Genomic DNA, 26,480 nt, shown 5'->3' on the forward strand with positions numbered 1-26,480 from the left:
GGGATGAAGGCTGGCGCGATGCATGGCGCGCGGCGTCGGCGGGCCGCGAGAATACCGGCCTCGGGCTTGCGACGAGTGCCCGTATCGGGCTGAATGCGCGCCATTAAACCATGCTCGACCGCCGTCCACCGCAGCCGCGCCACCGGGGCATGCGCTGCCCGGCTCGGCCCGACCGCGTACCCGGCGCGTTTCATGCGTCCGGCTGGCAGGCGCTGCCCATCCACACCGTACCGTCGACGGTGCAGCCGCGACCAACGCCCCGCCCAGGCTGCCACGCGCCAAGGCCCGTTTCACTGCCGGCTCAGCAAGATCCGCGCCGCAGCCGTCCACCTCGCCCGCCACCGCGGCGTGACGCGCGTTTCAATCGTCCGACCGCGCGCCCCACCAAGGCCCGGCGGCGGCGCCCATCCGTTTGAAGTCCGCCACCTACCCGACGGGCTGGCGAAGCGCGCGACCACGTCTTATAAATCAACGACGCACCGCCCGCGCGCGGCGCAGCAGGCCCGCCCCGCATGGCGGCCCGACGAGAACAGGAGGGAGACGATGGCGAATCCGCATCCGGCCGAGGCCGGCTGGACCGACGGCAAGCGTTACTGGTGGCTGCTCGGCGCGCTGACGATCACGCTGCCGATGGTCTCGGCGCAGCTCGCGCTGAGTACGGGCTGGCATCTGTTCTGGTGGTTCGGCCCGCTGTTCGCGTTCGGCGTGATCCCGCTGCTCGACTGGCTGATCGGCGACGACGCCGGCAACCCGCCCGAGGCATCCGTGGCCGTGCTCGAGAACGACCGCTACTACCGCTACGTCGTGTACCTGGCCACCGCAGTCGTCTACCTGTCGTTCGGCGTCGCGCTGTGGGTGCTGCGCCACGTACCGCTCACCGGGTACGACTACGTGGGCTTCGCGATGTCGCTCGGCGCGGCCACCGGCGTGTCGATCAACACCGCGCACGAACTCGGCCACAAGACGCATCGCGGCGAACGCTGGCTCGCCAAGCTCACGCTCGCGCCGGTCGCCTACGGCCACTTCTTCGTCGAGCACAACCGCGGCCACCACGTGCGCGTGGCGACGCCGCCCGACCCGGCCAGCGCGCGTTTCGGCGAATCGTTCTGGGCGTTCCTGCCCCGCACGTTCGCGGGCAGCATCGCCTCGGCCTGGCGACTCGAGGCGCGCCGGCTCAAACAGGACGGGCGCTCCGTCTGGTCGCCGCGCAACGAGGTGCTGCAAGCCTGGGCGATGACCGCCGTGCTGTGGGGCGCCGCGCTCGCCTGGTGCGGGCCGCGCGTGATCCCGTTCCTGCTGATCCAGGCCGTCTACGGCGCGTCGCTGCTGGAAGTGGTCAACTACGTCGAGCACTACGGGCTCGGGCGCCGGCAGCTGCCGGACGGACGCTACGAGCGCTGCTCGCCCGAGCACTCATGGAACAGCAACCATGTCGTGACGAACCTGTTCCTCTACCAGCTCCAGCGCCACGCCGATCACCACGCGCACCCGACGCGCCCGTACCAGGCGCTGCGCCACTTCGATCACTCGCCGCAACTGCCGTCCGGCTACGCGACGATGATCCTGCTCGCCTATCTGCCGCCGCTGTGGTTCCGCGTGATGAACCCGCGCGTGGCCGCCCACTATGGCGGCGACATGCGCCGCTCGAACATCAAGCCGTCGATCCGCGAGCGCGTGATCGCGCGCTACGCGGCGCAGGCGCCGGGCTGAGCGCGGCGTATCGGGACGAGGGTTTGCGGTGGCGGCACGCGTATGGCACGCGTATGGCGCGCGAAGCCGGCGTGACGAGGCCGGGCCTTCATGTGAGGTCCGTCACTTCACGTCGAGATGATCTGCGGAGGGAGATGGGGGGGACGGCGACGCGGCCCTCGCGGGCGCGCGTCGCACGCAGCGGTTCAGAGCAGGCGGCGGTGCGCCGCCGGCATCAGACCGCCGCGACCGTCACCGACTTCGTGACGAGGTACGGCTCGAGCGCTTCCGGGCCGCCTTCCGAGCCGTAGCCCGAATCCTTCACGCCGCCGAACGGCATTTCCGGCCACGGCGTGGCCGGCTGGTTGATCCACAGCATCCCCACTTCGACGCGCTGCGTCAGCAGGTGGACGTTCTTGAACGAACGCGTGAACGCGTAGCCGGCCAGGCCGTAAGGCAGGCGGTTCGCTTCGGTGATCGCGTCGTCGAGCGAATCGAAGCCGCGCACCGCCGCGATCGGGCCGAACGGCTCGTTGTTGAACACGTCGGCGTCGAGCGGCACGTCGGCCAGCACGGTCGGCGCGAAGAAGTTGCCGGCCGAGCCGATCCGCTCGCCGCCCGTGGCCACCGTCGCGCCCGCCTTGCGTGCGTCGGCCACCACCTTTTCCATCGCCGTCAGGCGGCGCGGGTTCGCGAGCGGCCCGAGGCTCGTGCCGGCCGCGAGGCCGTCGCCCACCTTCAGCCCTTCGGCGTGCTTGACCAGCGCCTTCACGAATTCCTCGCGCACGCTGTTGTGGACCAGGAAACGCGTCGGCGAGATGCAGACCTGGCCCGCGTTGCGGAACTTCGCGCCGCCCGAGGCCTTGACCGCGAGTTCGAGGTCGGCGTCCTCGGCGACGATCACCGGCGCGTGGCCGCCCAGCTCCATCGTCGCGCGCTTCATGTGCTGGCCCGCCAGCGCGGCGAGCTGCTTGCCCACCGGCGTCGAGCCCGTGAACGTGACCTTGCGGATCACCGGGTGCGGGATCAGGTAGTTCGAGATCTCGGCCGGGTCGCCGTAGACGAGGCCCACCACGCCGGCCGGCACGCCCGCGTCCACGAACGCGCGCAGCAGCTGCGCCGGCGACGCCGGGGTTTCCTCCGGTGCCTTGACGAGGAACGAGCAGCCGGTGGCGAGCGCCGCGCTGAGCTTGCGCACCACCTGGTTGACCGGGAAGTTCCACGGCGTGAACGCCGCCACCGGGCCGACCGGCTCCTTGACCACCGTCTGCTGCACCGCCAGGTTGCGCGGCGGCACGATCCGGCCGTAGACGCGGCGGCCTTCGTCGGCGAACCACTCGATGATGTCGGCGGCCGACATCACTTCGATCTTCGCCTCGGCGAGCGGCTTGCCCTGCTCCAGCGTCATCAGCTGCGCGATCGAATCCGCGCGCTCGCGTACCAGCGCCGCGGCCTTGCGCATCAGCACCGCGCGCTCGTAGGCGCTGACCTTGCGCCAGGTTTCGAAGCCGCGCTGCGCGGCGTCGAGCGCACGGTCGAGATCGGCGATGCCCGCATGCGCGACCTTGCCGATCACCTGGCCCGTCGCCGGATTCGCGACGTCGATGGTCTTGCCGCTGGCGGCATCGCACCATTCGCCGTTGATGAGGAGCTGCGTGTCGGTGTAGTTCGTATTCGTCATCTGGATATCCACCTGATCGGGAAAAGGAGCGGCCAGCACCGGGGGCCGGCGCCGGCCCGGACGCCCGGGGCTCGGGCGTGGACGGCGCGTGCGGCCCGCGGCATCCGGTTCGGCGGCAGGCGCCGTCGACGACATGGCGGGCCGGACCGGTGCCGTGTCGTCCCGGGCGCGGCCGGCCTGGCGCCGCCGCCGGGCCGGCGCGTGGCCGGGTCCGGCGCGGCGCCTGCCGGCCGCGCAAAGACGTAAGCGTACCGCGTCCGCGAAAAGTCTGCGTGACAGGTCGACGAGGCAGGCCCTCGGCCGGGCGCCGGGCCGGCGCACGGCCACCATGAGACGTTCGGGCATGAAACCGAGACGGGCCGGCGTGGCTGCCGGCCATGCGCGGCGCGAAGATGGCGGACATCGACAGCACGCGTTCCACGGCGTGCTCTCTCTTCCTCTTTCATTGATCGGACGGTCCCATGTCAAACGTCGAAAGTTTCGAATACGTGTTCCTCGGTGGCGGCAAGGGCGGCAAGACGCTCGCGATGGAACTGGCGCGCGCCGGCCGGCGCGTGGCCGTGGTCGAGCGCGGCATGATCGGCGGCTCGTGCATCAACGTCGCCTGCATCCCGAGCAAGGCGCTGATCCACGAGGCCGGCCTCGCCCGGCTCGCGAACCGGCAGGCCGACATGCCGCGCGTGGCGGCCTACGTGCGCTCGGTGGTGGACGGCATGGTGGAGATCAACCACCAGGCGCTGCTCGGCTCGGGCCTCGAACTCGTGATCGGCAGCGGCCGCTTCGTCGGCCCGCGCCGCATCGAGGTAACGACCGCCGACGGCGCGACGCGCACGCTCGAGGGCGAGCACGCGTTCATCAACACCGGCACGGTCGCGCAGATCCCCGCGATCCCGGGCCTGCGGGACGCGCAGCCGCTGACGCACGTCGAGGCGCTGCGCCTCGACACGTTGCCCGACCACCTGATCGTGCTCGGCGGCGGCTACATCGGGCTCGAGATGGCGCAGGCGTTCGCGCGGCTCGGCAGCCGCGTGACGGTGGTGCATGACGGCGCGCGCGTCGCGCTGCGCGAGGACGAGGACGTGAGCGCCGCGATCGAGGCCGCGTTCGCCGCCGAGGGCATCACGATCCGCAAGGGCGCGCGTGCCGCCGGCGTGAGCGGCAACTCGGGCCAGGCGGTGACGCTGCGCCTCGACGACGGCGGCAGCGTGACCGGCAGCCACCTGCTGGTGGCCACCGGGCGCACGCCGCTCACGCACGACATCGGCCTCGCCGCGGCCGGCGTCGAACTCGACGCGCGCGGCTTCGTCAAGGTGGACGAGCGCCTCGCCACCAGCGCGCCGAATACCTGGGCGATCGGCGAGGTGGCCGGCACGCCGATGTTCACGCACGCGTCCTACGACGACTATCGCGTGCTGAAATCGCAGCTGGCGGGCGGCACGCGCACCACGCGAGAACGGACCATTCCCTATGCGCTGTTCATCGAGCCCGAACTCGCGCGGATCGGCCTCAACGAGCAGGACGCGAAGGCGGCCGGCGTCGCCGTGCGCATCGCGAAGCTGCCGATGAGCGCGGTGCCGAAGGCACGCACCGCCGGCGCGACGCAGGGCTTCATGAAGATCGTGGTCGACGCCGCCTCGGACCGGATACTCGGCTTCACGATGCTCGGCCTGCATGCCGGCGACGTGATGACGGCCGTGCAGATGGCCATGCTCGGCGGGCTGCCCTACCCGGCCGTGCGCGACGCGATCATCGCGCATCCGCTGATGTCCGAGGGGCTCAACATCCTGCTCAACGCGGTGCCGGCGCGTGAGGCGCGATAATCGGCGACGGCGACGGGGCGGACCCGTGTTGCCGGTGCTGACGGGCGCGGCGATCGTCGCGATCGTCGCGGTCGGCCTTGCCGGGTTCGCGGGCTCGCCGCGCGCGGCCGGTTCGCTGCCGGTGCCGACGCCAATGCGCGCGGACGCGAATCGCGCGCCGCGCGGCAATCTCGAAGCGGTAACGGAAACGGAAATGAACGCAACCCATGCAACCCGGACCCACGGCGACGCGCTGCGCGCGTGGCAGAGCCGGTTCGACTTCGCGACGACGCTGGAACGGCTGCGCGGCACGCTCGCCGCAAAAGGCATCACGATCTTCGCGGAGATCGATCAGGCCGCTGCCGCCGCAGCGGCCGGCGCGGTCATGCCGCCCACCGTGCTGATCGTGTTCGGCAATCCGCTCGCGGGCACGCCGATCATGGTCCGCCATCCGCAAACCGCCGTCGAACTGCCGCTGAAGCTCGTGGTCCGCCAGGACGGCGAAACGGTGCGCGTCGAGTATCTCGACGCGGCGCGCGTGCTGACGCGTGACTACGGCGTGGACGAAGCGCTCGTCGCGCCGCTGGCCCGCGTGCCGGACCTGCTCGCGGCGGCCGTCGCGACCGCGAACGGCCAGGACGACCACTGAACCGCGCGGCATCGCGAGGGCCGTGCCTTCGCGACGCGTGGCTGGTACGCCTCACGCAGCTTCGTCCTGCATCGCGCGGCGCCCGCGGTCGCGACTGCGCGCGCGCCACTGCGCCGGCGTCACGCCCACCTGCCGCTTGAACACGCGCTGGAACGCGGCATCGGACTGATAGCCGACGCGCTCGCCGATCTCCGCGACCGACAGCGCGCCCTCGCCGAGCAGCTTGCCGGCCACCGTCATGCGGATCTCGGTGAGCAGATCGCTGGCCGAGCGGCCGAGCGCCTCGTCGAAGTGCCGCGCGAACGTGGCGCGCGACATGTGGCACAACTCGGCCAGTTCGGGCAGCGTCCACGGCCGCTCGGGCGCATCGAACATCGCCGCGAGCGCCGGCTGCAGGCGCGGGCGCGCCGCCAGCGCGAGCAGGCCGCGCGGCGGCTCGCCCGACTCGCTCGCGAAACGCATCGCCAGCGCGAACAGCGCGCCCGACAGATGGTTGACCAGCGCCATGCTGCCCGCGCCCAGTTCGGCCGACTCCTCGCGCATCAGCTCGACGAGCCGCGTCAGGCGGTTCGTGCCCGGCGCCCCGCCGCCGGCCTCGTCGCCCGCCGGTGCCGCGGTCCTGACCAGCAGACGGCCCGGCAGATGGTCGCGCAGCAACTGCTGCGGCATCGCCGGCAACAGGAAACGCCCGCACAACACGTCGGCCGGCGCACCGCGCCCCTTGTTCGTCACCACTTCGAGGCCGTCGACGAACTGCGTCGTCGATCCCGCCGGCTTCCTGCCGCTGCCGTCGTGCAGCGTGTGCAGCGCGCCCGACGGCAGCATCACGATGTCGCCGGCCCGCATCGCGAGCGGCGGGCCGTTGCCATCCTCGAATAGCGCCTCGCCGCTCAGCAGTACGTGATAGTGGATCTCATGCTCGGCCGCCGCCGCACTCTGGATGCGCCACGGCGCACCGAACTGACAGCGTGCTTCCAGTTCGCCCGTCACGGGCATCAGGGCCAGCAGGCGGCTCAGCAGATCCATCGGGGGCTCCGGGTCGGGTCGTTGGGGTGGAACGGGAGGGTGTTGGCGATGTTCGGCTGGATGAGATATTAAGGCATCGATACTACAAATAATATGATCGATTGACTCAAATTATTTGCCGTGATGCCGATTACCGGGCCGTGAAACGACAGCGCCCTCCCGCTCACGCGATGCGCGAGCGGGAGGGCGCCGGGAATGTCGCCGGGACGCGTGCGTTCAGGTGGTGGCCAGACCCGACTCCTGCGCGGCCTGCGTGACCTTCTGCACGTAGGTCGGGTCGCCCGTGCCGGCCGGCGTCGAATTCAGATTGCTGAGGTCGACGCCGTTCGGGCCGGAGTTGTAGGCGCGCAGCGCGGCATCCATGTTGCCGCCGAACTGCGTGGCGAGATCCTTCATGTAGTTCGCGCCGGCGCGGATGTTGTCGGCCGGGTTCGAGATGTCGCCGCCGCCGTATTTCTGGAACTCGTCCGGGCCGAGCTGCATCAGGCCGCCGCCCGGCGTGCTGGCAACGCCCTTCGATTCCTGCCAGATCTGGCCGGCCAGAATGCCCGGCGGCACACCCGTGGCCTGCGAGGCGGACATGATCTCGCTGTTGTACTTGCTGGCGACCTGCTGCGGAGTCATGTCGCCGCCCGAGGTGTCGGGCGGCGATTGCACGGCAGGGGCTGAAGCGGGCTGGGGCGTGGTCGTGGCATCGGTGGTTGGGGTGGTTGGTGCGGCCGGGGCGGCTGCGTCGGCACCCGGGATTGCGCTCGGTGTCGCGCCCGTTGCCGGCGTGGCGGCGGGCGTGGCTGCCGCGAGGGTGGACGGCGCGCCGCCCCCCCCACCGCCCAGGCCACCACCGCCGAACGACGGCATGCCACCGCCGCCCCCTCCTCCGCCACCCACGCCGCCGACCGACGGCGACGGGTTGTTGTTCAGGCTGGCAGTCATCTGCAGCGCAGCGATCAGCGCGCGAATCAGCTGTTCGATCTGCTGGAGTTGCTGCAGCGCCTGGCTGACGGCGGAACTTTGCGTCGGGTCGAAACTGCTCGAACCGACCGAACTCACGGACAACGACATGGACGTCTCCCTCTGAGGACGGCGTGACGGATATTCCGGAACTCTAGGCCTGCCGCGCGAACGGTGGCCGGGCGGCGCGAAGACCGCGACGGGGATGCGAAAGCAGATGGCGCGGCGCGGGGGTCATGTCGTCGGCGGATGACGCGCGGGACAGCCAAGGGGGCTGGCGGCCGGCGTGTGGAGTTTGCTATACTCTCGCTCTTGCTGGAGAGATGGATGAGTGGTTTAAGTCGCACGCCTGGAAAGCGTGTATAGGTTTACGCCTATCGGGGGTTCGAATCCCCCTCTCTCCGCCAGAATTCCCAAACCCTTGTAGAATAAGGCTTTTCAAGCAAATTCAAGGGTTTAAGTATGGTGGACAAGGTGGGTGGTACACCGGGACAAATGACAAACCACCTCACACGTCGTGGCGCTCGCTACTACTTCCGCCGCAAAATTCCCAAAGCGCTCCACGCCCACTACGGCAAGCAGGAAATCGTCCGTGCGCTTGAGACCTCTGACTACTCCGAAGCGAAACGCCTTGCGGCCGTGCAAACCGTTATCACAGACGCGGAATGGGCTGCGCTCGCTGCGGCACTGGCTGCACCTCAACACCTTGACGAAGGCATGGCGGATGTAGTCCACCACGAGGTAGAAGGTGAGACCGAATGGGAGGCAGATCTTTCCGCAAATCCGGGGTGGCATGCCGCCGCGGCCGAGGGGCGCAAGCAAGCGCTGGAATCCACGGACACGCTACTTAGCTCCATGGGTCTCCCTACGTCCCAACAACTCGAACACCTGAACGCGTTTGGCGGCTTTGATGGCGACAACATGCCGCCGCTCAACAAGGCTCGGAAGGGGCGACGATTGATGAATGCGCCCGTTTCTTCGCCGGGCGTTCCTGCATCGATCTCCCCGACGCACACGGGAACACCGCCGCCGTCGCAGCTAGATACAGTCAGCCTCGCTGATCTCTGCGACCGATGGGCGACGGAGCGAAAACCCGCAGCACGCTCGGTTGCCAAATACAATAAGGCGGTTGAGCGCTTCTATTCGCTCGTGGGCCGCGTTCCTATCGAACAAATCACACGCCGTCACGTTGTTGAATTTAAAGACAAGTTGGTTGAGACTGGCGTCAGCATTCCCCAAACGAATCACACGCTTGATTGCTTGGGCACGCTATTCAATTTTGGCCTGACCAATGACTTAGTGCAGTCGAACGTGGCCCGTGGAGTCAAGCTGATTGACAACCGCTCTAGCAAGGCCAAGCGACTCCCGTACACACTTGATCACCTCCGCATCATCTGTGCAAATCTACCGAGCCGGCGAGACGATCGTGAGGGGTTCTGGTTGCCGCTGCTCGGCCTCTACACCGGCGCACGTTTAGCTGAATTATGCCAACTCACACCCTCTGATGTACGTGAGGAAACGTATTTCGACGCGGACGGGGAGCGCAGCTCATGGTGCATCTACATCAATAACGACGGCGATGGTAAGCGCGTTAAGACTGCTAGCAGTGTGCGCCGCATCCCGATCCATCCGATCCTGATCGAGCAGGGATTTGTCGATCTCGCCAAATCTCGCTCCGGCAAGCTCCGCATTTTCGATCTTGAGCCTAACAAGGACGGAGAGTTTGGACAGGATTTTTCAAAGGCATACGGGAAGTTTCTGCGCGGCACATGCGGCATTACTGACCCGAAGCGCGTCTTTCACTCGTATAGGCACACATTCAAAGATGTATGCCGTGAATGCGGTATTGGCAAGGAACTAGCGGACGCAATACAGGGGCACGACGACGGCGATAGCTCATCAGATTATGGCGGGGAGTTTTACCCGTTGCGGCCGCTCGTCCAAGCCATTATGACGTATCAAATCAGGGGGCTGACGTTACCTCCTGTGCAACGAAGCCTGCTGCAATGAGATACAGTTCGCTTGATTGGCCATAAGCCGTCGCTTCCTCTCTGTGTCGATTGGACATTCAAGCGTCGACTACTCGCCGCTGCTCTCCGCAGCGAGCTACTGAGTCGTTGAAAGTTCCTAGCGCCAGGAGACATTCGGCAGGGCCAGCGACTATCCTTTCCGTTTGCCTCCGGCTCGGCATCTTAGAATCGCTAACGCAACCTGGACATGAAGCCGTGACCGTCATATCCTCGCGGTATGACGAGACGCAAAATCAGCAAAGAATTGTGGGTGGAACTGGAACCGCTCATTCCGGTTTTCACGCCGTCGCCCAAGGGTGGCCGACGTCGTACGGTGGATGACCGTGCGGCTCTGAACGGCATCCTGTATGTCCTGCAAACCGGTATCCCGTGGGAAGACTTGCCGCAGGGACTTGGCTTCGGCAGCGGCATGACATGTTGGAGACGCTTGCGAGACTGGCAGGCCGCAGGCGTGTGGGAGCGGTTGCATCTTGCAATGCTGCGTCGGCTACGTGAACACGACCAGATCGATTGGGAGCGCGCCAGCCTCGATGGAGCCAGCGTCTCCAGCCCCCGGGGGGCCAGGAAACCGGCCCCAACCCGACGGACCGCGGCAAGCTCGGATCGAAACGACACATCGTCGTAGATGCACGCGGCGTCCCGCTGGCTATCACGATCACGGGAGCCAACCGACACGATTCGATGGCATTCGAGTCCACGCTGGATGCCATTCCTGCCGTGCCTGGGCTGAATGGTCAGCCGCGCAAGCGGCCGACCAAACTGCACGCTGACAAAGGGTATGACTTCGCACGTTGCCGGCGCTATCTGAGACAGCGCGGCATCAAGGCCCGTATCGCGCGTCGCGGTATCGAAAGCAGCGAGCGGCTCGGGAGGTATCGTTGGGTGGTCGAGCGCACGCATGCCTGGTTCGCCGGATTTGGAAAGCTGCGGATTCGTTTCGAGCGCAGACTGGATATTAATGCCGCTTTGCTCGTCCTGGCTGCCGCCATTATCTGCGCGAGGTTCGTGGATGACTTGTGTTAGCGACTCTAAATGCCTTGGCGAACCGCTCTCGCTGGTGCGCGAGTTGGCTTCCGTAGAAAGTTGAGTCGGCGCGCTTCTTGGCTATCTTCGCCGCAACGCGAGTAAGCGTGATTTCGCTTGTCATCGCGCGTCCCCTTTGGCTTCGGCATCTTGCATTCGAGCCGGCTGCCGGGACTCGATCCAGCGAGAAACGTCACATTGAAACCACCCGACGCTACGCTCTCCCAGCCTCACCGGGCCTGGAAAAGCGCCTTTCCGTATCCATCGATACAGCGTTGTCTTTTTAACTCCGATTTGTTCGAGAACACCCTGAAGACGAACGATTTGACGGTCCATTTTTCCATCCAGAAAAATGGCCTACCCGATGAAAGGGTCAGTGACGACGGTCGAAATATTAATTTTTCGGCTGTCGTCGTGCGATGAAATTTCCACCTGAGCGCGCCAAAGTAACTTTACGCGGCGCGCCATCACACTTATGATCTATCCATCAATGGCGATACGTTTCCTAGGCGACTCGTCATTGATGCTCCTTTCGAGGGGCAGGCTTCGTAAGCCACAATTGCCGGGAGTTGTGATTGCGTCGCACTCCCGGCACCCTCCCATCAGCGCCATGAAAGCCTTCCGCCCGTAGCATTAGGGTATTTGGCCTAAAGCATCCAACACACACCATCTTTCCGACAGCGTGTCGTTAAGCGCTGTTTGGTTCCGTAATTATACAAGGCAAAGCGCACTGCCCCCCAAGGCGATCATGTACAGATCGAATTTTCGGGGGTCATGTGCATGCGTCTTTACGTGCCTTTATGTATCTTTTCGTATCTTCCGGGCCTTCATATGGGCATTTTGTCGCAACATCCAGCTTTCGAATTTATCGATATTAGCTTGACATCCGTCCAAAATCACTTCAAAACCACCAAACCTTCATGATGCACTCGGCTATGTTGAAGAGCTAGCGACCGGCCCTCAATTAATTAGAACAGGAATTGCACTCCATTCGAGCCATCATTTCGGGTTATCCAGCCAAATCTTCATCAGAGCTCCAACATATTATCCAGTTATATTTATTTTCTCTTTTTAAATGGCAGGCTACGTTGCCGATCAACAGGGCGGCTCACCACGCAGTCAAACGATGAAAAACTCGAAACACTCGCCTCCAATCTCTCCTTTCTGCCGCCAGCCAACCAATCACGATTTGATTCGATATTTTTCTTCACCATGCAAATTATAGATTCGTAGCCACTCACATAAGAATCTGCGTTGACCACAACGATTTCAACACCGAGCGATGTAAACAATGACATCTTTGCAGCCTCGCGCTCGTATATATTGCGATCAATATCAATACAGTAAAAAAAAGTTTTCCCAGTTTTCGTATCTCTTCGCCGCTTATACACAAGCAGCCACCAAAGATCGATTTCTGTGAAATCGAAACCAAAGCCGACAATATGAAGATGGTCCCTTAAAAACAGATCGACCCACGAAAAAATTGGCCTTCCACCTTGATTTTCTTCTTTTCTTCTAGTCGCAGCGTTCGATAGAACAACTTTGCTTTCAGTGGGCGACATTCCGTTGGTAACGTAGTTCCTAATTTTTTGCAAATATCCAGCATAATGATCATATCCAAGAAGGATACTTTGCGGGCGGGACGCATCACCATGAATATGCCACACCTGACGCGCCCCCACATCGTTCTTTCTAAATAGGCTATATCGCGATTCAGGCATCATCGATTGTTGATAATAAAGTGGCCCTGCCAAGGCATCTTCAATCGAGGCATCATAATTAGTCGTCAATATACTATCAAACTGCACAACCAATGGACGCAGCAATTCATGAGGGGGAAACGAATCCATCAGCAAGGCAATTCTTTTTTTTACCTCGTGTTCAGCAGCACGGACAGTCTTGAAATCGGGCACCCGAACACAAAGCTCTTCGAAAAGTAAGGAGAGCGGTTTCTGATCGTGGTAGGTGATCTGTCCGTCAAGCCCGAGTTCCGCAGTCAGCTTTGACAGTAGTTGCTGCCAACTAAGTTGCATTGATAGGCGGTTAAATCCGTTTCCAATAAGTAAGCAGTGCATGGCGTCTTGATCTCAACAATATAAATAAAATATTCCTATGAACTTAATCAATCACTCCCGCACATTAAGCGACCACTTGCTGAGACGATATACCCCAAAATGTCAGAGCAATGATGATTTTGTCCCTAGAAGCCGCCTGTCGGCGTCCGGTGCCGCTCGATCGACAACGTCCGACCTATATTCTCATTGGCATACGGCCTATCGTAGTCTGGCCTATGGAAGATCATGTAGGTCCCGTTCTCTCAGTCCAAGCCACAGTTCAAGACTTCTATGTAAAGTTCGAAGAGCATCTGTGTGCTGCGGAAATTTGGCTGGATCTATTGCATCGCATCTTGCTTTTGCCGTTTTTATGCCAATAAAATCTTCTATGGTTTCTTTACTAAAAATATTCCGCGGCGTCGAAACTCGATCTCCAGCGGAATACACGGAACTTCGACTCATCAGGCGAGAAGCAACTATTGCGAATCCTTCATCAGGCTGAATTTTTTCTTCTACCCATTTGCGAGGTTCACTCAGCGATCCGGAGTATTTCGCCCAACGATACAGTATGGTCGCGAGATCCGAAGCGTCGATCATTGCTGCGCCGGCCGATCGAATCCTAATTATCTGTAGCCACTCATCCTTTAGTTCTCGCACAGCTTGGTGATTAAGCGTGGGTTCAAATGCACCTTTGTCTTCCTCCGCAATGTCATCAGGATCATTGAGGTGAATCAACATCGCAGCAAGCGAAAGGGCTTCAGTTTTGCGCAACGCCTCAAGCATCAATCCGCCCCGCAAGTCCTCAGGGATCCGCTTCACGAACCGATGTGTAGAGCGCCAAGCTGAGACCCACGGAGAATTAAACGGGCTTGCACTACGTGAGCCGAGTACCTTTTCAGCTATACGAAACAACCCGGGAAGCAGCACGGCAGCATGTTCTATTGGGAGTCGATCCACTGCCTCGTCTAGCCTTGCCACCATTGAGGGTAGAAGTTGATTAACCTCTAGGTCAGCGACAACCATATCTAACGTATTTTCCGCTGCTGCGGCTTCGATGAAACGGACGAAGCGTTGCTCCGAGACTTCGCCGATCGGCGTTTGCAACTCAAAATAACGTGCAAAGAAGCGCGAGGTGCATACTCTTTTTTCCGCTAACCATCTGACATGAAAACCATCACTATATCTCGTGCCACCATATGCCCATTCGATTGGCGGAAAAAGTTCCTTCATGGCGTCCTGAGCAATTAGCTTGCGCTCAGCCGGCACGAGTTCAAGCAGGCGCTCAGCTTCAGCCTGATCGCGTTCGTGGCCTCGATATCTATCGTAGCGGCCCTCCTGAATCAGGAGGTCTCTCTGTGCGAATAGGGCTTTGTGCAAATCCGGCTCAAAAACTCGCAAGGCCTCTAGAAGCAAAAAATCGATAAGATTTACCTCAAAAACGTCGTGATCCACATGCAAAGGCATGTGGACTGAAATTGAAGAGATAAGCCTTCGTGCGTCACGCAGGTTGCGCACCAGAGGGAGAATGCATCCAACAGATGCATTGCCCCATCGCGTCACCGTGAAGCCATTCGCTTCAGTCGCATATGAATCTGCGATAGTTTCCAGTTCAGAGGCAAATATTTGATGCACGGTAGACTTCGACACTTCAGGAAGATCGAAGTTAGCCTGCACCACTTTTTCCAGGAATGCGCGCCCGTCCCCGCCCGCAACCGGATGTAAAGCTTTTTCGACAATGCTTGATTGAAAGATGAGAACAAAAACGATATTGGGTAGATTTGCATTTGCTTTAATCTGCCGCAGGAGCGTTCGGATCTGATCCGGCTCAAGCCTATCAATATCATCTACGAAGACAACCAAAGGGTGATCAAGTTCGCAGAGACGCTTCTCCAGCGCTTCACGCATTTTATCGATCGGATCGGAGCCGTGGTCGCGTCCGAGATACGTAAGAAGCTGGCCTATCAAAGAGATAACAATTGCTACAGTAGCAAGCGCAATGGCGGCCTTTGCTGCATTTGGAAGATTAAATCCGATGGCAGTTGCCAAAGTAGCCAGCGAGGCATTCGTAAGTATTACTGTGATAACGTTGTTTGATTTGCTAGCTTGCTTAAGTGACGAGCTGGCTCCAGTGAGAATTGCACCGTAGCTCCGCAGCGCTTTTGCACGAGCAAGAGCTTTCCTAGAATGTTCGCCACCTAAACGGTCCGCAATTTGACCGAATAAGGCATGGGATATCGCTTCACCATCACCCCATTGCCAAGGATTGAAATCCAGCCAGTCCGCTTGTTTGCAACGAGCGTCCAATCTCTCGGTTATCAGATTTTTTAGAGAGGACTTGCCAAAGCCCCACCCGCCACGAATCGAGAAAACTCGACCTTCGCTGAGAGTGAGCTCCGAAAGAACTGAGGCAATACGGTCGGCAAAATCTGTTCTACGCAACTTGTCTTCGGCAGACGTGCGGATAGGAGCCTCAGCACCAATTCCACCTTCAGACACCTGACTTCTTGCTCCGTGTGCTCCATGCAGTGCATGGAGGTGAGCCAACTTCATAGAAATACGTACCCATAGCGCGATTAAAATTCCCCAAAATCCCTTACTTTTATTCGATTTCATGATCTGTATATTTTTCGTCGAAAAGGTGACAACGATGGTACCTGTCAAGCGCAATGGGCGGATAGAAATCCCACTCTTTTCGCCTTGTTGAGAAATTTCGATGCTCCTTGATTACTGACCACTTCAGGCTAAAGCTGTGTAAAAGCTCCCGCTGAACACACCGCGTCACAAACTCGGCTAGCCAGATCGCCGCGCACGAGCTTCGAAGCAGTTCGGGAAAGGTAAGGCGGCACTTGAAACCGGATAATTTCGAGTTTTTCATACAACCTCGATCAATAGCTGCCAGTGGCGCGCGGCGACAGCCGGTCGAAAAGCAAAATTCAAACATCCTCCTTCGGCCTGCGGCTAGCCTCGGCAGCCAAAGCAATTTTTTGATCGCCTGAGAACCCGATCCATTCGCGCACTTGGCATTGTCGCTTCTATGATGCATTAAATACTGAAAATAAAACCCTCGGTTGAAATATTTTCTTTAGCCACCTGCCCTGGGCAAGCTTCGCTGGGTTATTACGATTTCGCAATACTCTGTCCAAAACCGAACCCTTTCGGACACCCCCAAGACGTAGATCAAAACTACGTCCGAAAGTAAGCATATTTAGATTTGGACATGCTACAGTTTTCGTACATCACTTTTGAACAGATAGTGAGGTACGTATGCCCCGCACGTTTGCTTACGCACGCGTCAGCACCACGGATCAGACGACGGCAAACCAGCTTCGAGAAATTGAAGCCGCCGGCTTCACAATCGACAAGCGCCGCGTGGTCGAAGAAAGCATTTCAGGCAGCGTCGGCGCCGCCCAGCGCCCTGGCTTCGCCAAGTTGCTCGATCATATGGAAGATGGCGACATCCTGGTCGTGACAAAGCTGGATCGTCTCGGCCGCAACGCCATGGATGTGCGGGCAACGGTGGAAGACCTGGCCGGCCGGGGCATCCGAATTCATTGTCTGGCGCTCGGCGGCGTCGATCTGACGAGCGCGGCCGGCCGGATGACGATGCAGGTACTGAACGCCGTTGCTGAATTTGAGCGCGATCTGCTGATCGAGCGGACCCAAGCCGGCATTGCGCGAGCGAGGGCAGAAGGAAAGCCAATGGGCCGGCCGGCTGCCCTAACAAAACAACAGCAGGACGAGGTTCGGCGACAACTGAGCGACGGTGCTAGCGTGTCGAGGGTGGCCAAGCTCTACAGCACCAGCCGCCAGACCATCATGCGGATACGCGACAGCGCGACGAATATCGAGGCCGCAAGCACCTAGCCAAACAAACGGCGCTTCAAGCGCAAAGGCACTTGGCATGGGCCCATGCGGCCCGCTCCCATTCCGAACCAGACCTTGGTGCCAGCGAGCCGGTGTTTTTCAATCGCGCGCGGTCACGGCTGCGTTTCGCTTGCGCTTTCTTCTTCGCCTCTTTTCCGATCGCCGCAGAGATTTATCAAGTTCCGCACACCGCGTGCTCGGAAGGAGAGGTTTTTCATCACCATCCCCCCGAGAGCGACATCTGACATTCCAACCGCGTCGCGATGAAGCAACTCGCTTTTCTATACCGTGATGACGAGATCCGTGTACTTCGAAAGGTGGCCATCGCAGGTCACCAACCGTAACGGCTCATATAGAGCCTGCGCTACCAGAAGGCGGTCGAATGGGTCGCGGTGAATCTCAGGCAAATCACGAACCATGGCAGCGTGAACGGCACGCACCGGAAGCTCTAAAAATCCACTTGCATGAATCTCGGCCACCAGCAAGTTCACATCGACATCGAGTTTGCCAAGCCCCGCTTTGATCGACGCCTCCCAGATAGAGGCGCTACTCACGAATACATCCTCGGCATCCAGTATCAGCTGCCGCGCTTTCGCGCTCAACCTGGGGTCGTCCGCGACCGACCATAGGAAAATGTGTGTATCGAGTAACAGGCGCATCAGCGTCCCTCGAATTCGGCGAGGATGTCGTCGGGAAGCGGCGCGTCGAAATCGTCAGCGATGCGAATCTTATCTTTCAAGCCACCAAACCGCCGCGCCACTTTGGCCTGCGCCATCGGCACCAGACGCGCGGCCGGCTTACCCGCCTTCGCAATCACGATTTCCTCCCCGCCGGCTGCGGCGTCGACCAGGCGCGAAAACTGAGTCTTCGCTTCATGAATGTTAACGGTTTGCATGACTGCTCCTAATGGACTAAGTCCATGTTAGTCCACTTCCTAATACTCGTCAAATGTACGCTTCGAACGAAAATGACGGCGGTCGTCGCGGACGGAAAGCGGCTCGCCTGCAAGGTGAGGTTTTCTATTGACTGTCGCCGTCGTGGCCGCAACCAGTGGCGCCGAGGCGGACGAACTTCGGCGGCCTGCCGGCAGTCTCGGGACCCTTGCTGTCACCAGGAAATTTTGCCGTCGCCCGAGCGCGGCGGCGCCGGGACATTCTTTGCGCGTAGCGTTCCAGGAGGCGGGGCCGATCGACGCAGGATCGAGCGAGACTGCGACAACATGTGCTCATCTCCAGATTTATCTCCAGAAATATGAGTGTTCTGGAGATACACTTGGAGATAGACGGATCCTTATCTGGCGGGACTTTCCGGCCGATTGTCGGGTTTCTCTCCAAATCTCCAGCATTTTTTCGCAGCCGGAAGATACGCTCGTAAGGCTCGATTTTGGCGGGTACTTAATCGGTTACTTTGAGCCGCGAATCGCCGCAGACCCGCTTGCAGCAAGGATGTTTGGCGGAACGATAGGCGGAAAAAGGATGATTAAACCGCCTCAAAGCCTTATGCGACAAAATACTCCTTTTTTCTGGGTACTTTGTCGGGTACTTTTTAAAAAAATTTGGCGCAAACCCTTGATTTATAAGGCGGCCGTACTTCCCCTCTCTCCGCCACGGAATCAATGAATACGGGCCTCTCGGCCCGTTTTTCTTTTCTCCCCCCATCCAACCCACCTTCCGCGAAAGTGTCGTTTCTGGCTTCTCAGCCGGCCCCGATCGGCGCGCACGAGCGACCGTCGCCACTGCCTATTTTTTGAGCACCGGGCGATTTCTTCAACGCTGGAACAACGTAACCGTCTTGCGCAGCGCACGCGCGCCGCTACAATCGAGGTTGATTCCCGGGGGTGAGCCGACTGTCGCAAGGCAGGGGGTGCCTTCTTCAAACGGGAGTCAGATCCGCGGAGGTTCAAACTAGCCCGCCCCGGCAGCGGGAGGCACCTTGCTTAAACGCGGATCACGAGCCCCGGACGTTAAACCACCGCGCCCCCGGTAGCGTGCGAGGTACGTTACTCAAACGGGGCTCCCTCATTCCCGGCAGCACCAATGAGAAAGCCCTCGGCTGAGCCGAGGGCTCTCGCGCTTCAGCAGCGGCCGGTCACGCGACCGGCACCGGCCTGGTTCGGCTGGCCGACTCGCTGTCGGCCAGCGGCTCGCCGCGGATCGGCGTGAGGCTGCTGTCGAGCACCAACGCACGCGTCCGGCGCATCACGACGCCGGTGAAGGCGCCGGGAGCGACTATCCCGCCGCCCTGCAGCGTCACGATCCAGTCGTGGCGGCCGGTGGCCGCAGGCTCGGCGACGAGCACGAGCCTGCCGACGAGATCGAGTCGCGCGCACCGCATCACGATCGCCAGGTCGCCTACCTTGCAACGGAAGTTAGCTTCAGTGGTTCATCAGGCATGCTCGGTCGTCATCGTTCCGGCCCGACGCGGCGTTTCCCGGCCTCTCATTTCGGCCAGTCAATTCAACTCATAAAACTCCAATAAAGATAAGCCGAAAATTTTGATTTTTTCAATCTTTATCTCCCCCATTCCTGCCCGTTCACGCCGAGACGGGCAATCCCTCGTGTTGATCCACGTCACATTCCTCAAGCAAACGCATCGTCTGAAAATAGAAATGATTTACATTCTCGCTCACATCATTTCGCCGCCTTCCTGCGTGCTCATTGATTCGGCATCCGAATTAATCGTCATTTTCTGGCGAACCCAAAAACCGACCATCCAGTCTGCCATTCCGCATGCCTATCGATGTGCCGCCACGTCCCGCATCAATCACGCGGCCGCCAGCCGGGAGGCGCGATGGTGCTTCGACACACCACCGCTCACGGGGAACGTTCCATACCATGTCATTCATCACTTGCCGCGCGGCGCTGCGCGTACTTGCGTCCAGCGCCACCACCGCCAGCCTCGCAATGGGCGCCTCGCTGACGCCACTCGCCGCCCACGCCCAATCGGGCGCCGTCGGCGGCGGCGCAACGCAGAATCCTCTCCCGACAAGTACGGCACTGCCGCGCATCGACATCCACGGCACCACGATCGGCAACACCAACCACGCTCCGGTCGGCATTTCGCGGCTCGGCGACACCGTGCAGGACACACCCAAGACGATCAACGTCATCTCGCACCGGCTGATCGAGCAGCAGCACGTGACTTCGCTGGAACAGGCACTGAAAAATGTCCCCGGCATCACGATGTCGACAGGCGAAGGCAACGGCGGCCAGAACGGCGACCAGTTCAGCATTCGCGGCATGTCGGCGAAGGGCGACATCTACGTGGACGGGCTGCGCGACTTCGGCGCCTACAAGCGCGACAGCTTCGACACCGAGAGCATCGAGGTGGTCAAGGGTCCGTCGGGCGCCGCATTCGGTGTCGGCAACGTAGCCGGCATCATCAACCAGACGACCAAGCGCGCGGTGCTCGACACGGCCACGAGCGTCAATCAGAGCATCGGCTCGGCGTCGACGTTCCGCACCACGGTTGACAGCAACGTCAAGCTCGGCGACACGACAGCCGTGCGCGTCAACGGGATGTTCCAGGATGGCAATGTTCCCGATCGGGACCACGTCCGCGACGACCGGCGTGGCGTCGCGATCGATTTTGGCACCGGGATCGGTACCAGCACCGAATGGCACCTGAACTACGAGTATCTGCATCGCAGGGGCGTGCCGGACTACGGCATCTCGATGGCGCAGGGAGACGACGGCATCTATCGGCCACTGACCGAATACGGCGTGCCGGGACTCTCTCCCTCCACATCCTATGTGCGCGACACCGATCGCGACAGCACCGACACGCACCTCATCACGTCGCTGTTCAAAAAAGCGCTTGGCAACGGCATCACGATCGAGAACGACACGCGTGCGACCGTCTACGAACGCGATTTCTCGGCGACAACACCCAACACGCTGACCAACGCGAACCTGCACACGCTGCTCGACGGCACGAACATCCCGCTTCGCTACGGCGCGGGCGGCGGCGTGGCCTATCGCCAGAGCGGCTGGGCGTTCCAGAACGTGCTGAGCGGCAAGTTCGATTTCCACCTCGGCCAGTTCCGCAATCAGGCCATGCTCGGCCTCGATACGATCTACGAGCGCGACCACCGTGACCTCGGCAAATGGAGCGGGCGCATCAACAACCAGACCGTGATCGATCCGTCCCACGTGATGCCGGGTGATCACTCGATCGCCTACGGCGCGACCACACGCTCGGCGGACGCGACCGACATCGGTGTGTTCGCGAGCGACCGCTTCTGGCTCAACGAACAGATTTCGCTGCTGGGCGCGCTGCGCTGGGACTATTTCCGCAGTTCGTTCGCAACCAATGCCTCATCGATCGGCGGCACCTCGAACACGAACAAGCTGAGCCCGTCGATCAGCGCGATCTGGGAGCCGACCAAGGCCGCGATGTTCTATGCCGCGTTCTCGCGCACCTACCGGCCGATCGGCACCGACATCGCCTACGCCGTGGGCGGCAAGCAAGCCGAAGTACCGAGCAGCGGACCGGCGAGCGAACCCGAACGGTCGGACACGGTGGAAATCGGTTCGAAGCTGGATCTGATGAACGGCCGGCTCGGGCTGACGGGTGCGTTGTTTCAGACGAAGAAAACCCACGCATATTCGATCGATCCGGAGACAGGCGACATTCTGGCCGGCTTCAAGGAGGACGGCGAAGGGCTGCGCGTACGCGGCTTCGAGGTAGGACTGTCCGGCAAGATCACACGTCACTGGTCGGCGAATCTCGCTTATGCCTATCTCGACGGCAAGGTCACGTATTCGAGCATTCCGTTCAGAACCGGCGAAAACGCACCGGACGTGCCACACAACAACCTGACGCTGTGGACCAGCTACGACGTGCCGCAGGTGGCGCTGCCGATCCCCGGTAAGCTCGTCCTCGGCGGTGGCCTGCAGTACGCGTCGTCGTATCTCGCGAACGGGGCCAAGACCGCCAACCCGGGGCACATGCCGCATACGTTCGCGCTCGACGCGATGATCGCCTATCAGTATGGCCGCTACAGCCTCTCGCTGAACGGCTACAACCTGACCGATCATCTGAACTACCAGTCGGCGTTCAGCTCCGCACGCGCGGTGCCGGTGTCGGGCCGCACGGTCACGCTGAACTTCGGCGTCATGCTCTGACGTCGGCGGCGCGGCGCGCGCGATGTCCATAGCCGGCGCGCTTCGCGGTGCCGGCCGCCATGTATCCGCGCGCCCTCGATACCCTTGTCCGTAGCCCCGCCGTGCGGGCCGCTGTTCATCCGAAGGGAGGCTCCCCATGCTCATTCACATCCCGGACGTGCTGACAGGCGACGAAGTCGCCGCGTGCCGGCGCCTGCTGGCCGACGCGCCCTGGCAGGACGGCGGCCTGACGGCCGGCGACCAGGCCGTGCAGGCCAAGCACAACCAGCAGATCCCGGCCGACAGCCAGGTCGCCCGCGAGCTCGGCGAGATCGTGCTGGCCGCGCTCGGCCGCAATAGCGCCTATCACTCGGCCGCGCTGCCGTTGCGCGTGCTGCCGCCGCGTTTCAATCGCTACGGCCCCGGCATGACCTACGGCACGCATGTCGACAACGCAATCCAGGCCATTCCCGGCAGCGGCGGCGCCCGGCTCCGCGGCGACGTGTCCAGCACGTTGTTCCTGTCGGACCCCGACGCTTACGATGGCGGCGAACTCGTGATCGAGACGGGTGCGGGCGTGCAGGCGGTCAAGCTGCCAGCCGGCCATCAGGTCGTCTATCCCGCATCCACGCTGCACCGCGTGGAACCGGTCACGCGCGGCACACGCGAAGCCGCCTTCTTCTGGGCGCAGTCATTGGTCAAGGACGATGGGCAGCGCATGATGCTGCACGAGCTCGATCTCGCGATCATGGCGATTCGGGGCAAGCTCGGCGACGGCGATCACGCGGTGCTGAGCCTCGTGAATCACTACCACAACCTGCTGCGTCGATGGGCGGAACTATGACGCAGACGCCGCTACACGCGGCTGGCGGCGCGCCGCGCACGATCCCCGCCGACACCGTCTCGCTCGCCGATTACGCGCGGCACTTCACGCGCCTCTGCGATCCGGCGGTCGCCGCCTACATCGGCGGCGCGGCGGCCGACGGCATCACCCAGCGCGCCAATCTCGACGCGTTCGCGCGCATCAAGCTGCTGCCGCGCGCGCTGGCCGACCTGTCGGGCGCCAGCGCCGGCAGCGAGCTGTTCGGCGCGCCGCTCGCCTATCCGATCCTGCTCGCGCCCACCGCCTATCACCGTCTCGTGCATCCCGACGGCGAACTCGCCACGGTCGAGGCGGCCTCGCTGACCCGCACCTGGATGACCGTCAGCGCGCAGGCGAGCGTGCCGCTCGAAGCAATCGCACGGCGCGCGAGCTCGCCGCTGTGGTTCCAGCTCTACTGGCTGCCGCGCCGCGACGATACGCTCACGCTGGTCCGCCGCGCCGAGCAGGCCGGCTGCCGCGCGATCGTCGTCACGCTCGATGCGCTCGTGAGCGGCGCGCGCAACGCCGAGCAGCGCGCGGGCTTTCGGCTGCCGCCCGGCATATCGGCCGCCAATCTCGCCGATTTCGAGCTGCCGGCGCCCGCCGTCGCGCGCACCGGCAGCCCGGTATTCAGTCAAATGCTGCAAGGTGCGCCAGGCTGGTCCGACATGGCATGGCTGAGCGAGCGCACCGCGCTGCCGATCGTGTTGAAGGGCCTGCTGAACCCGGCCGATGTGCGGCCCGCCCTGGAGGCCGGCGCGGCCGGGCTGATCGTGTCGAACCACGGTGGCCGCACGCTCGACACGCTGCCGGCCGCGCTCGATGCGTTGCCGGCCGTCGCGCGTGCGGCCGCCGGGCGCGTGCCGGTGCTGCTCGACGGCGGGATCCGCCGCGGCACCGACGTCGTGAAGGCGCTCGCGCTCGGCGCATCGGCCGTGCTGATCGGCCAGCCGGTGCTGCATGCGCTCGCGGTCGGCGGCATGCCCGGCGTCGCCCACATGCTGACACTGCTGCAAACCGAACTCGAGGCGGCAATGGCGCTCGTCGGCCGCGCGCGGATCCGCGACATCGATGCGTCGCTGATCTGGACGCGTTGAACGGCCGGCCCGCGCCGCACGTCACGTTCACCATGGGCAAGGCGAACGCGATGCGCGTGGACGGCATGCCTGACTTAATCAGGCGCCCGGGACCACAGCGGCAAGATCGACGCGCCCGGCGCAATCCCGCTTAACGCAACCGGAACACCCGCACCGCATCCGCCAGCCTGCCCGCCTCGTCGCGCAGCGTCACCGCCTGCCGCTGCGCTTCGTCCACCACCTGCGCGTTCTGCTGCGTCACCTCGCCGATCTGCGTTACCGCCTGATTGACCTGCTCGATGGCCTGCGACTGCTCGCGCGACGCCTGGCTGATCTCGCCCATGATGTCGCGCACCTGGCCCACGCGCTCGACGATCCCCTGCATCGTCGCGCTCGCCTCGCCGGCGATTCGCGCGCCGCTCTCGACGGTGCCCGTCGATTCGGCCACCAGCGCCTCGATCTCCTTGACCGAGGCGGCGCTGCGCTGCGCGAGCGCGCGCACCTCGCTCGCCACCACCGCGAAGCCACGCCCCTGCTCGCCGGCCCGCGCCGCTTCCACGGCCGCGTTCAGCGCCAGGATGTTGGTCTGGAACGCGATGCTCTCGATCACGCTGGTGATGTCGGCGATGCGGCGCGCGGAGCGGCCGATCTCGTCCATCGTCGAGACCACGCGCTGCGCCGCTCGGCCGCCTTCGAGCGCGGCCTCCGAGGCGCCGGACACGAGCTGGTTGGCCTGGATCGCGTTGTCGGCGTTCTGCTGCACGTTCGAGGTGAGCTGTTCCATGCTCGCGGCCGTGCGTTCGAGGTTGCCGGCCTGGCTCGCGATGCGCGTGGCGATGTCGCCGCTGTCGCTGGCGATCTGGCCGGTGCGCTCGGACATCGCGGCGGCTCCTTCACGCACCTGCGCGACGATCCGCGCGAGTCCGTCGCCGATGCCGTCGACGGCGCGAATCAGGCGGCCGATCTCGTCGTCGCGCACCGGCTTGCCGGCGCCGATACGCACGCTCAGGTCACCCGCGGCCAGCCGTTCGGAGGCCTTGGCGGCCTCGTCGAGCGGGCGGCTCACGAGCCGCCGCACGGCCAGCACGAACAGCACGCCGAACGCCACCACCAGCGCCATCCCGACCAGCAGGAAGCGGTCGCGCGTGGCCTTCACGTCGGCCATCACCTCGTCGCGCGGCGCCACGCCGCCCACCAGCCAGTGCCACTCGGGCACGTAGCTGAACGACACGTACTTGTCGCTGGCCGCGCTCTCGCCGAGCGCCGCATCGACGGAGCGATACTCGAGCCGGCCCTGCTTCATCTCCAGCATCCGGCCGTAGGGCGCGCTCGCCTCGTCGGCCGGCTTGCCGACGCTCACCGGATGCACGATGAACTTGCCGCGGTCGGGGCCGTCCGACGCGTCCATCGCGAAGAAATAGCCGTGCTCGCCGATCTTCAGCTGCCGGATGTCGGCCTCGATCGCGCCGATCTCGGCGCCCACGTCGACCCCGACGAACAGCGCGCCGATCACGCGCCCGCTCGCGTCGGTGAGCGGCTTGTACTGCGTGATGTAACGTTTGCCGAACAGCGCGGCCAGGCCCGTGTAGGTGCGCCCGGCCAGCACCGGCCCGTAGGCCGGGCCCTTGCGGTCGAGCAGCGTGCCGATCGCGCGCGTGCCGTCGCCCTTCTTCAGCGAGGTGGTCACGCGCACGAAGTCGTCGCCATTGCGCGCGAACACGGTGGCGATCGCGCCGGTGCGCGCGAGAAACTCGTCGGGGATCGAGAAATCCATGTCGAGCACGCGGTCGCCGGCCTTCAGCGTCGGCGCCGGGGTGCCCTGGATGTCCACCTGCTGCGTCTCGTCGAGCGCCACGCTGGCCGACAGCAGGCTCTCGAACTGCGTCATCGAACGGCCGACCTCGGCGGTCAGCGCCTTGTCGAGCAGCGCGATGGTCTCGGCGATCGACTTGTCCTTCTCGTCGATGCGCATCAGCACCTGCCCGGTGACCTGCTGGCCCGCGGAGCGCGTGAGCGCCAGGGCGAACACGGCCAGGCTCAGCGCGAACAGCAGACACGATAGAACGGCGAGTCGCACGCCGATGCCGGCGCGACGCAAGGGGGAAAAGTCCATAGGGTACGTGTACTCGAAAAACCGTCGGGCTTGCCCGGCACCGCGCGACGGTATTCGCGCATGGCCGGACGGCGGAACTCGGACAGGTTCGCGCGAGCCGCCACCCGCGAACGACTGGATGACAGGGTGACTTGTTATCGGCACCCCGGCATCGATCTTTATATGAATATTTCAAACATATTGCAGCCACCCTGCAAAACGTAAAAATCGGGTGGGATCGATCGGCGGCTGCGGGCGCGGACCAGGCCGGCCTTCGGCACCGCGCTCACTCCCATTCGGCCACGCCGCCGTGGTGCGAACAGGTGCCGGAGCGGTGGCGGCTGAAGCTGTAGCTGCCGTCGCGGCATTTCGCCGTGGCACCCTCGGGCACGCGCCCGTCCTTCGTATGCGCGGGCGAGTGGACCTCGTCGCCGTCGCGGTTGCGGTAGTGGCCGTGTTCCTGAAGCTGCGCCTCGTCGGGCGGCGCGGGCTGGTAGGCGCCGGCCGACGAGGCGGCCAGCAGGCAGGCCGCGAACGCCGCGGCGAGCATCATGCGCATCACGCACTCCGTCCGGCCGC

20 protein-coding genes and 1 tRNA gene are annotated in these 26,480 nt (G+C 62.9%); 10 read left to right on the plus strand and 11 right to left on the minus strand.

The features are described from left to right. Window positions 1-543 precede the first annotated feature (543 nt). Window positions 544-1,710 carry an alkane 1-monooxygenase gene (locus BpN12_RS28115; protein ID WP_246795453.1) on the plus strand — a complete coding sequence of 389 codons (1,167 nt, stop codon included), beginning with the start codon at window positions 544-546 and terminating at the stop codon, window positions 1,708-1,710. A gap of 214 nt (window positions 1,711-1,924) precedes the next feature. Here BpN12_RS28115 and BpN12_RS28120 read toward each other — a convergent pair whose 3' ends face one another. Beyond that, a complete protein-coding gene (locus BpN12_RS28120; protein WP_246795454.1) occupies window positions 1,925-3,370 on the minus strand; it encodes an NAD-dependent succinate-semialdehyde dehydrogenase in 1,446 nt (481 codons plus the stop codon). A 461-nt stretch (window positions 3,371-3,831) separates the two neighbouring features. On the opposite strand from BpN12_RS28120, the gene BpN12_RS28125 reads away from it, so the two are divergent. After that, on the plus strand, window positions 3,832-5,190 hold the full coding sequence (locus BpN12_RS28125) for an FAD-dependent oxidoreductase (protein ID WP_246795455.1): 1,359 nt from the start codon (window positions 3,832-3,834) through the stop codon (window positions 5,188-5,190). A 34-nt stretch (window positions 5,191-5,224) separates the two neighbouring features. Continuing rightward, window positions 5,225-5,818 (plus strand): DUF302 domain-containing protein, encoded by a 594-nt coding sequence (locus BpN12_RS28130; protein ID WP_246798028.1) that lies wholly within the window; start codon window positions 5,225-5,227, stop codon window positions 5,816-5,818. Between the two features lie 51 nt (window positions 5,819-5,869). On the opposite strand, the gene BpN12_RS28135 is transcribed toward BpN12_RS28130, so the two are convergent. Then, a complete protein-coding gene (locus BpN12_RS28135; protein WP_246795456.1) occupies window positions 5,870-6,844 on the minus strand; it encodes a cupin domain-containing protein in 975 nt (324 codons plus the stop codon). Window positions 6,845-7,060: 216 nt separating this feature from the next. Next, a complete protein-coding gene (locus tag BpN12_RS28140; protein ID WP_246795457.1) occupies window positions 7,061-7,906 on the minus strand; it encodes a lytic transglycosylase domain-containing protein in 846 nt (281 codons plus the stop codon). 206 nt (window positions 7,907-8,112) lie between these two features. Here BpN12_RS28140 and BpN12_RS28145 point away from each other — a divergent pair. From BpN12_RS28145 to BpN12_RS28155, 3 genes are all read left to right on the plus strand, one after another. Beyond that, window positions 8,113-8,202 (plus strand) — tRNA-Ser (locus BpN12_RS28145). 55 nt (window positions 8,203-8,257) lie between these two features. Continuing rightward, entirely contained in the window at window positions 8,258-9,805 is a 1,548-nt protein-coding gene (locus tag BpN12_RS28150) for a site-specific integrase (RefSeq protein ID WP_246795458.1), read from the plus strand. Window positions 9,806-10,042: 237 nt separating this feature from the next. Continuing rightward, a protein-coding gene (locus tag BpN12_RS28155) for an IS5 family transposase (RefSeq protein ID WP_246795459.1) occupies window positions 10,043-10,848 on the plus strand; the annotation gives its coding sequence in 2 pieces (ribosomal slippage) (window positions 10,043-10,373 and window positions 10,373-10,848; 807 coding nt in all). Between the two features lie 120 nt (window positions 10,849-10,968). Here BpN12_RS28155 and BpN12_RS28160 read toward each other — a convergent pair. The 3 genes from BpN12_RS28160 to BpN12_RS28170 all read right to left on the minus strand — a co-directional run bounded on the left by BpN12_RS28160 (window position 10,969) and on the right by BpN12_RS28170 (window position 15,515). After that, on the minus strand, window positions 10,969-11,184 hold the full coding sequence (locus BpN12_RS28160) for a helix-turn-helix transcriptional regulator (protein WP_246795460.1): 216 nt from the start codon (window positions 11,182-11,184) through the stop codon (window positions 10,969-10,971). A 722-nt stretch (window positions 11,185-11,906) separates the two neighbouring features. Further along, on the minus strand, window positions 11,907-12,881 hold the full coding sequence (locus BpN12_RS28165; protein ID WP_246795461.1) for an SIR2 family protein: 975 nt from the start codon (window positions 12,879-12,881) through the stop codon (window positions 11,907-11,909). Between the two features lie 255 nt (window positions 12,882-13,136). Then, a complete protein-coding gene (locus BpN12_RS28170; RefSeq protein ID WP_246795462.1) occupies window positions 13,137-15,515 on the minus strand; it encodes a KAP family P-loop NTPase fold protein in 2,379 nt (792 codons plus the stop codon). 651 nt (window positions 15,516-16,166) lie between these two features. Between BpN12_RS28170 and BpN12_RS28175 the strand changes: the two genes are divergently transcribed. Then, window positions 16,167-16,766 carry a recombinase family protein gene (locus BpN12_RS28175; RefSeq protein WP_246795463.1) on the plus strand — a complete coding sequence of 200 codons (600 nt, stop codon included), beginning with the start codon at window positions 16,167-16,169 and terminating at the stop codon, window positions 16,764-16,766. A 281-nt stretch (window positions 16,767-17,047) separates the two neighbouring features. Here BpN12_RS28175 and BpN12_RS28180 read toward each other — a convergent pair whose 3' ends face one another. The 3 genes from BpN12_RS28180 to BpN12_RS28190 form a co-directional block, all read right to left on the minus strand. Next, window positions 17,048-17,425, minus strand: a complete 378-nt coding sequence (locus BpN12_RS28180; protein ID WP_246795464.1) for a type II toxin-antitoxin system VapC family toxin — start codon at window positions 17,423-17,425, stop codon at window positions 17,048-17,050. Further along, window positions 17,425-17,661 (minus strand): type II toxin-antitoxin system Phd/YefM family antitoxin, encoded by a 237-nt coding sequence (locus tag BpN12_RS28185; protein ID WP_246795465.1) that lies wholly within the window; start codon window positions 17,659-17,661, stop codon window positions 17,425-17,427. Before BpN12_RS28185 ends, BpN12_RS28180 begins: the two co-directional genes overlap by 1 nt. Window positions 17,662-18,854: 1,193 nt before the next feature. Then, window positions 18,855-19,100 carry a hypothetical protein gene (locus BpN12_RS28190; RefSeq protein WP_246795466.1) on the minus strand — a complete coding sequence of 82 codons (246 nt, stop codon included), beginning with the start codon at window positions 19,098-19,100 and terminating at the stop codon, window positions 18,855-18,857. Window positions 19,101-19,495: 395 nt separating this feature from the next. Here BpN12_RS28190 and BpN12_RS28195 point away from each other — a divergent pair, with 395 nt between their 5' ends. From BpN12_RS28195 to BpN12_RS28205, 3 genes are all read left to right on the plus strand, one after another. After that, entirely contained in the window at window positions 19,496-21,892 is a 2,397-nt protein-coding gene (locus BpN12_RS28195; RefSeq protein ID WP_246795467.1) for a TonB-dependent receptor, read from the plus strand. 136 nt (window positions 21,893-22,028) lie between these two features. Next, complete coding sequence (locus tag BpN12_RS28200; protein WP_246795468.1) at window positions 22,029-22,715, plus strand: Fe2+-dependent dioxygenase; 687 nt, start codon at window positions 22,029-22,031, stop codon at window positions 22,713-22,715. Beyond that, window positions 22,712-23,830, plus strand: coding sequence for an alpha-hydroxy acid oxidase (locus BpN12_RS28205; RefSeq protein WP_246795469.1), 1,119 nt, complete (start codon window positions 22,712-22,714; stop codon window positions 23,828-23,830). The genes BpN12_RS28200 and BpN12_RS28205 overlap by 4 nt, the downstream gene beginning before the upstream one ends. A gap of 130 nt (window positions 23,831-23,960) precedes the next feature. Here the strand turns inward: BpN12_RS28205 and BpN12_RS28210 are convergent, their stop codons facing one another. Together BpN12_RS28210 and BpN12_RS28215 are read right to left on the minus strand one after the other, a co-directional pair. After that, complete coding sequence (locus tag BpN12_RS28210; RefSeq protein ID WP_246795470.1) at window positions 23,961-25,922, minus strand: methyl-accepting chemotaxis protein; 1,962 nt, start codon at window positions 25,920-25,922, stop codon at window positions 23,961-23,963. A gap of 265 nt (window positions 25,923-26,187) precedes the next feature. After that, window positions 26,188-26,454 carry a DUF3761 domain-containing protein gene (locus BpN12_RS28215; protein ID WP_246798029.1) on the minus strand — a complete coding sequence of 89 codons (267 nt, stop codon included), beginning with the start codon at window positions 26,452-26,454 and terminating at the stop codon, window positions 26,188-26,190. Between the last annotated feature and the right edge of the window lie 26 nt (window positions 26,455-26,480).

The organism is Burkholderia perseverans, from assembly GCF_022870505.1.
Taxonomy (GTDB): Bacteria; Pseudomonadota; Gammaproteobacteria; order Burkholderiales; family Burkholderiaceae; genus Burkholderia; species Burkholderia plantarii.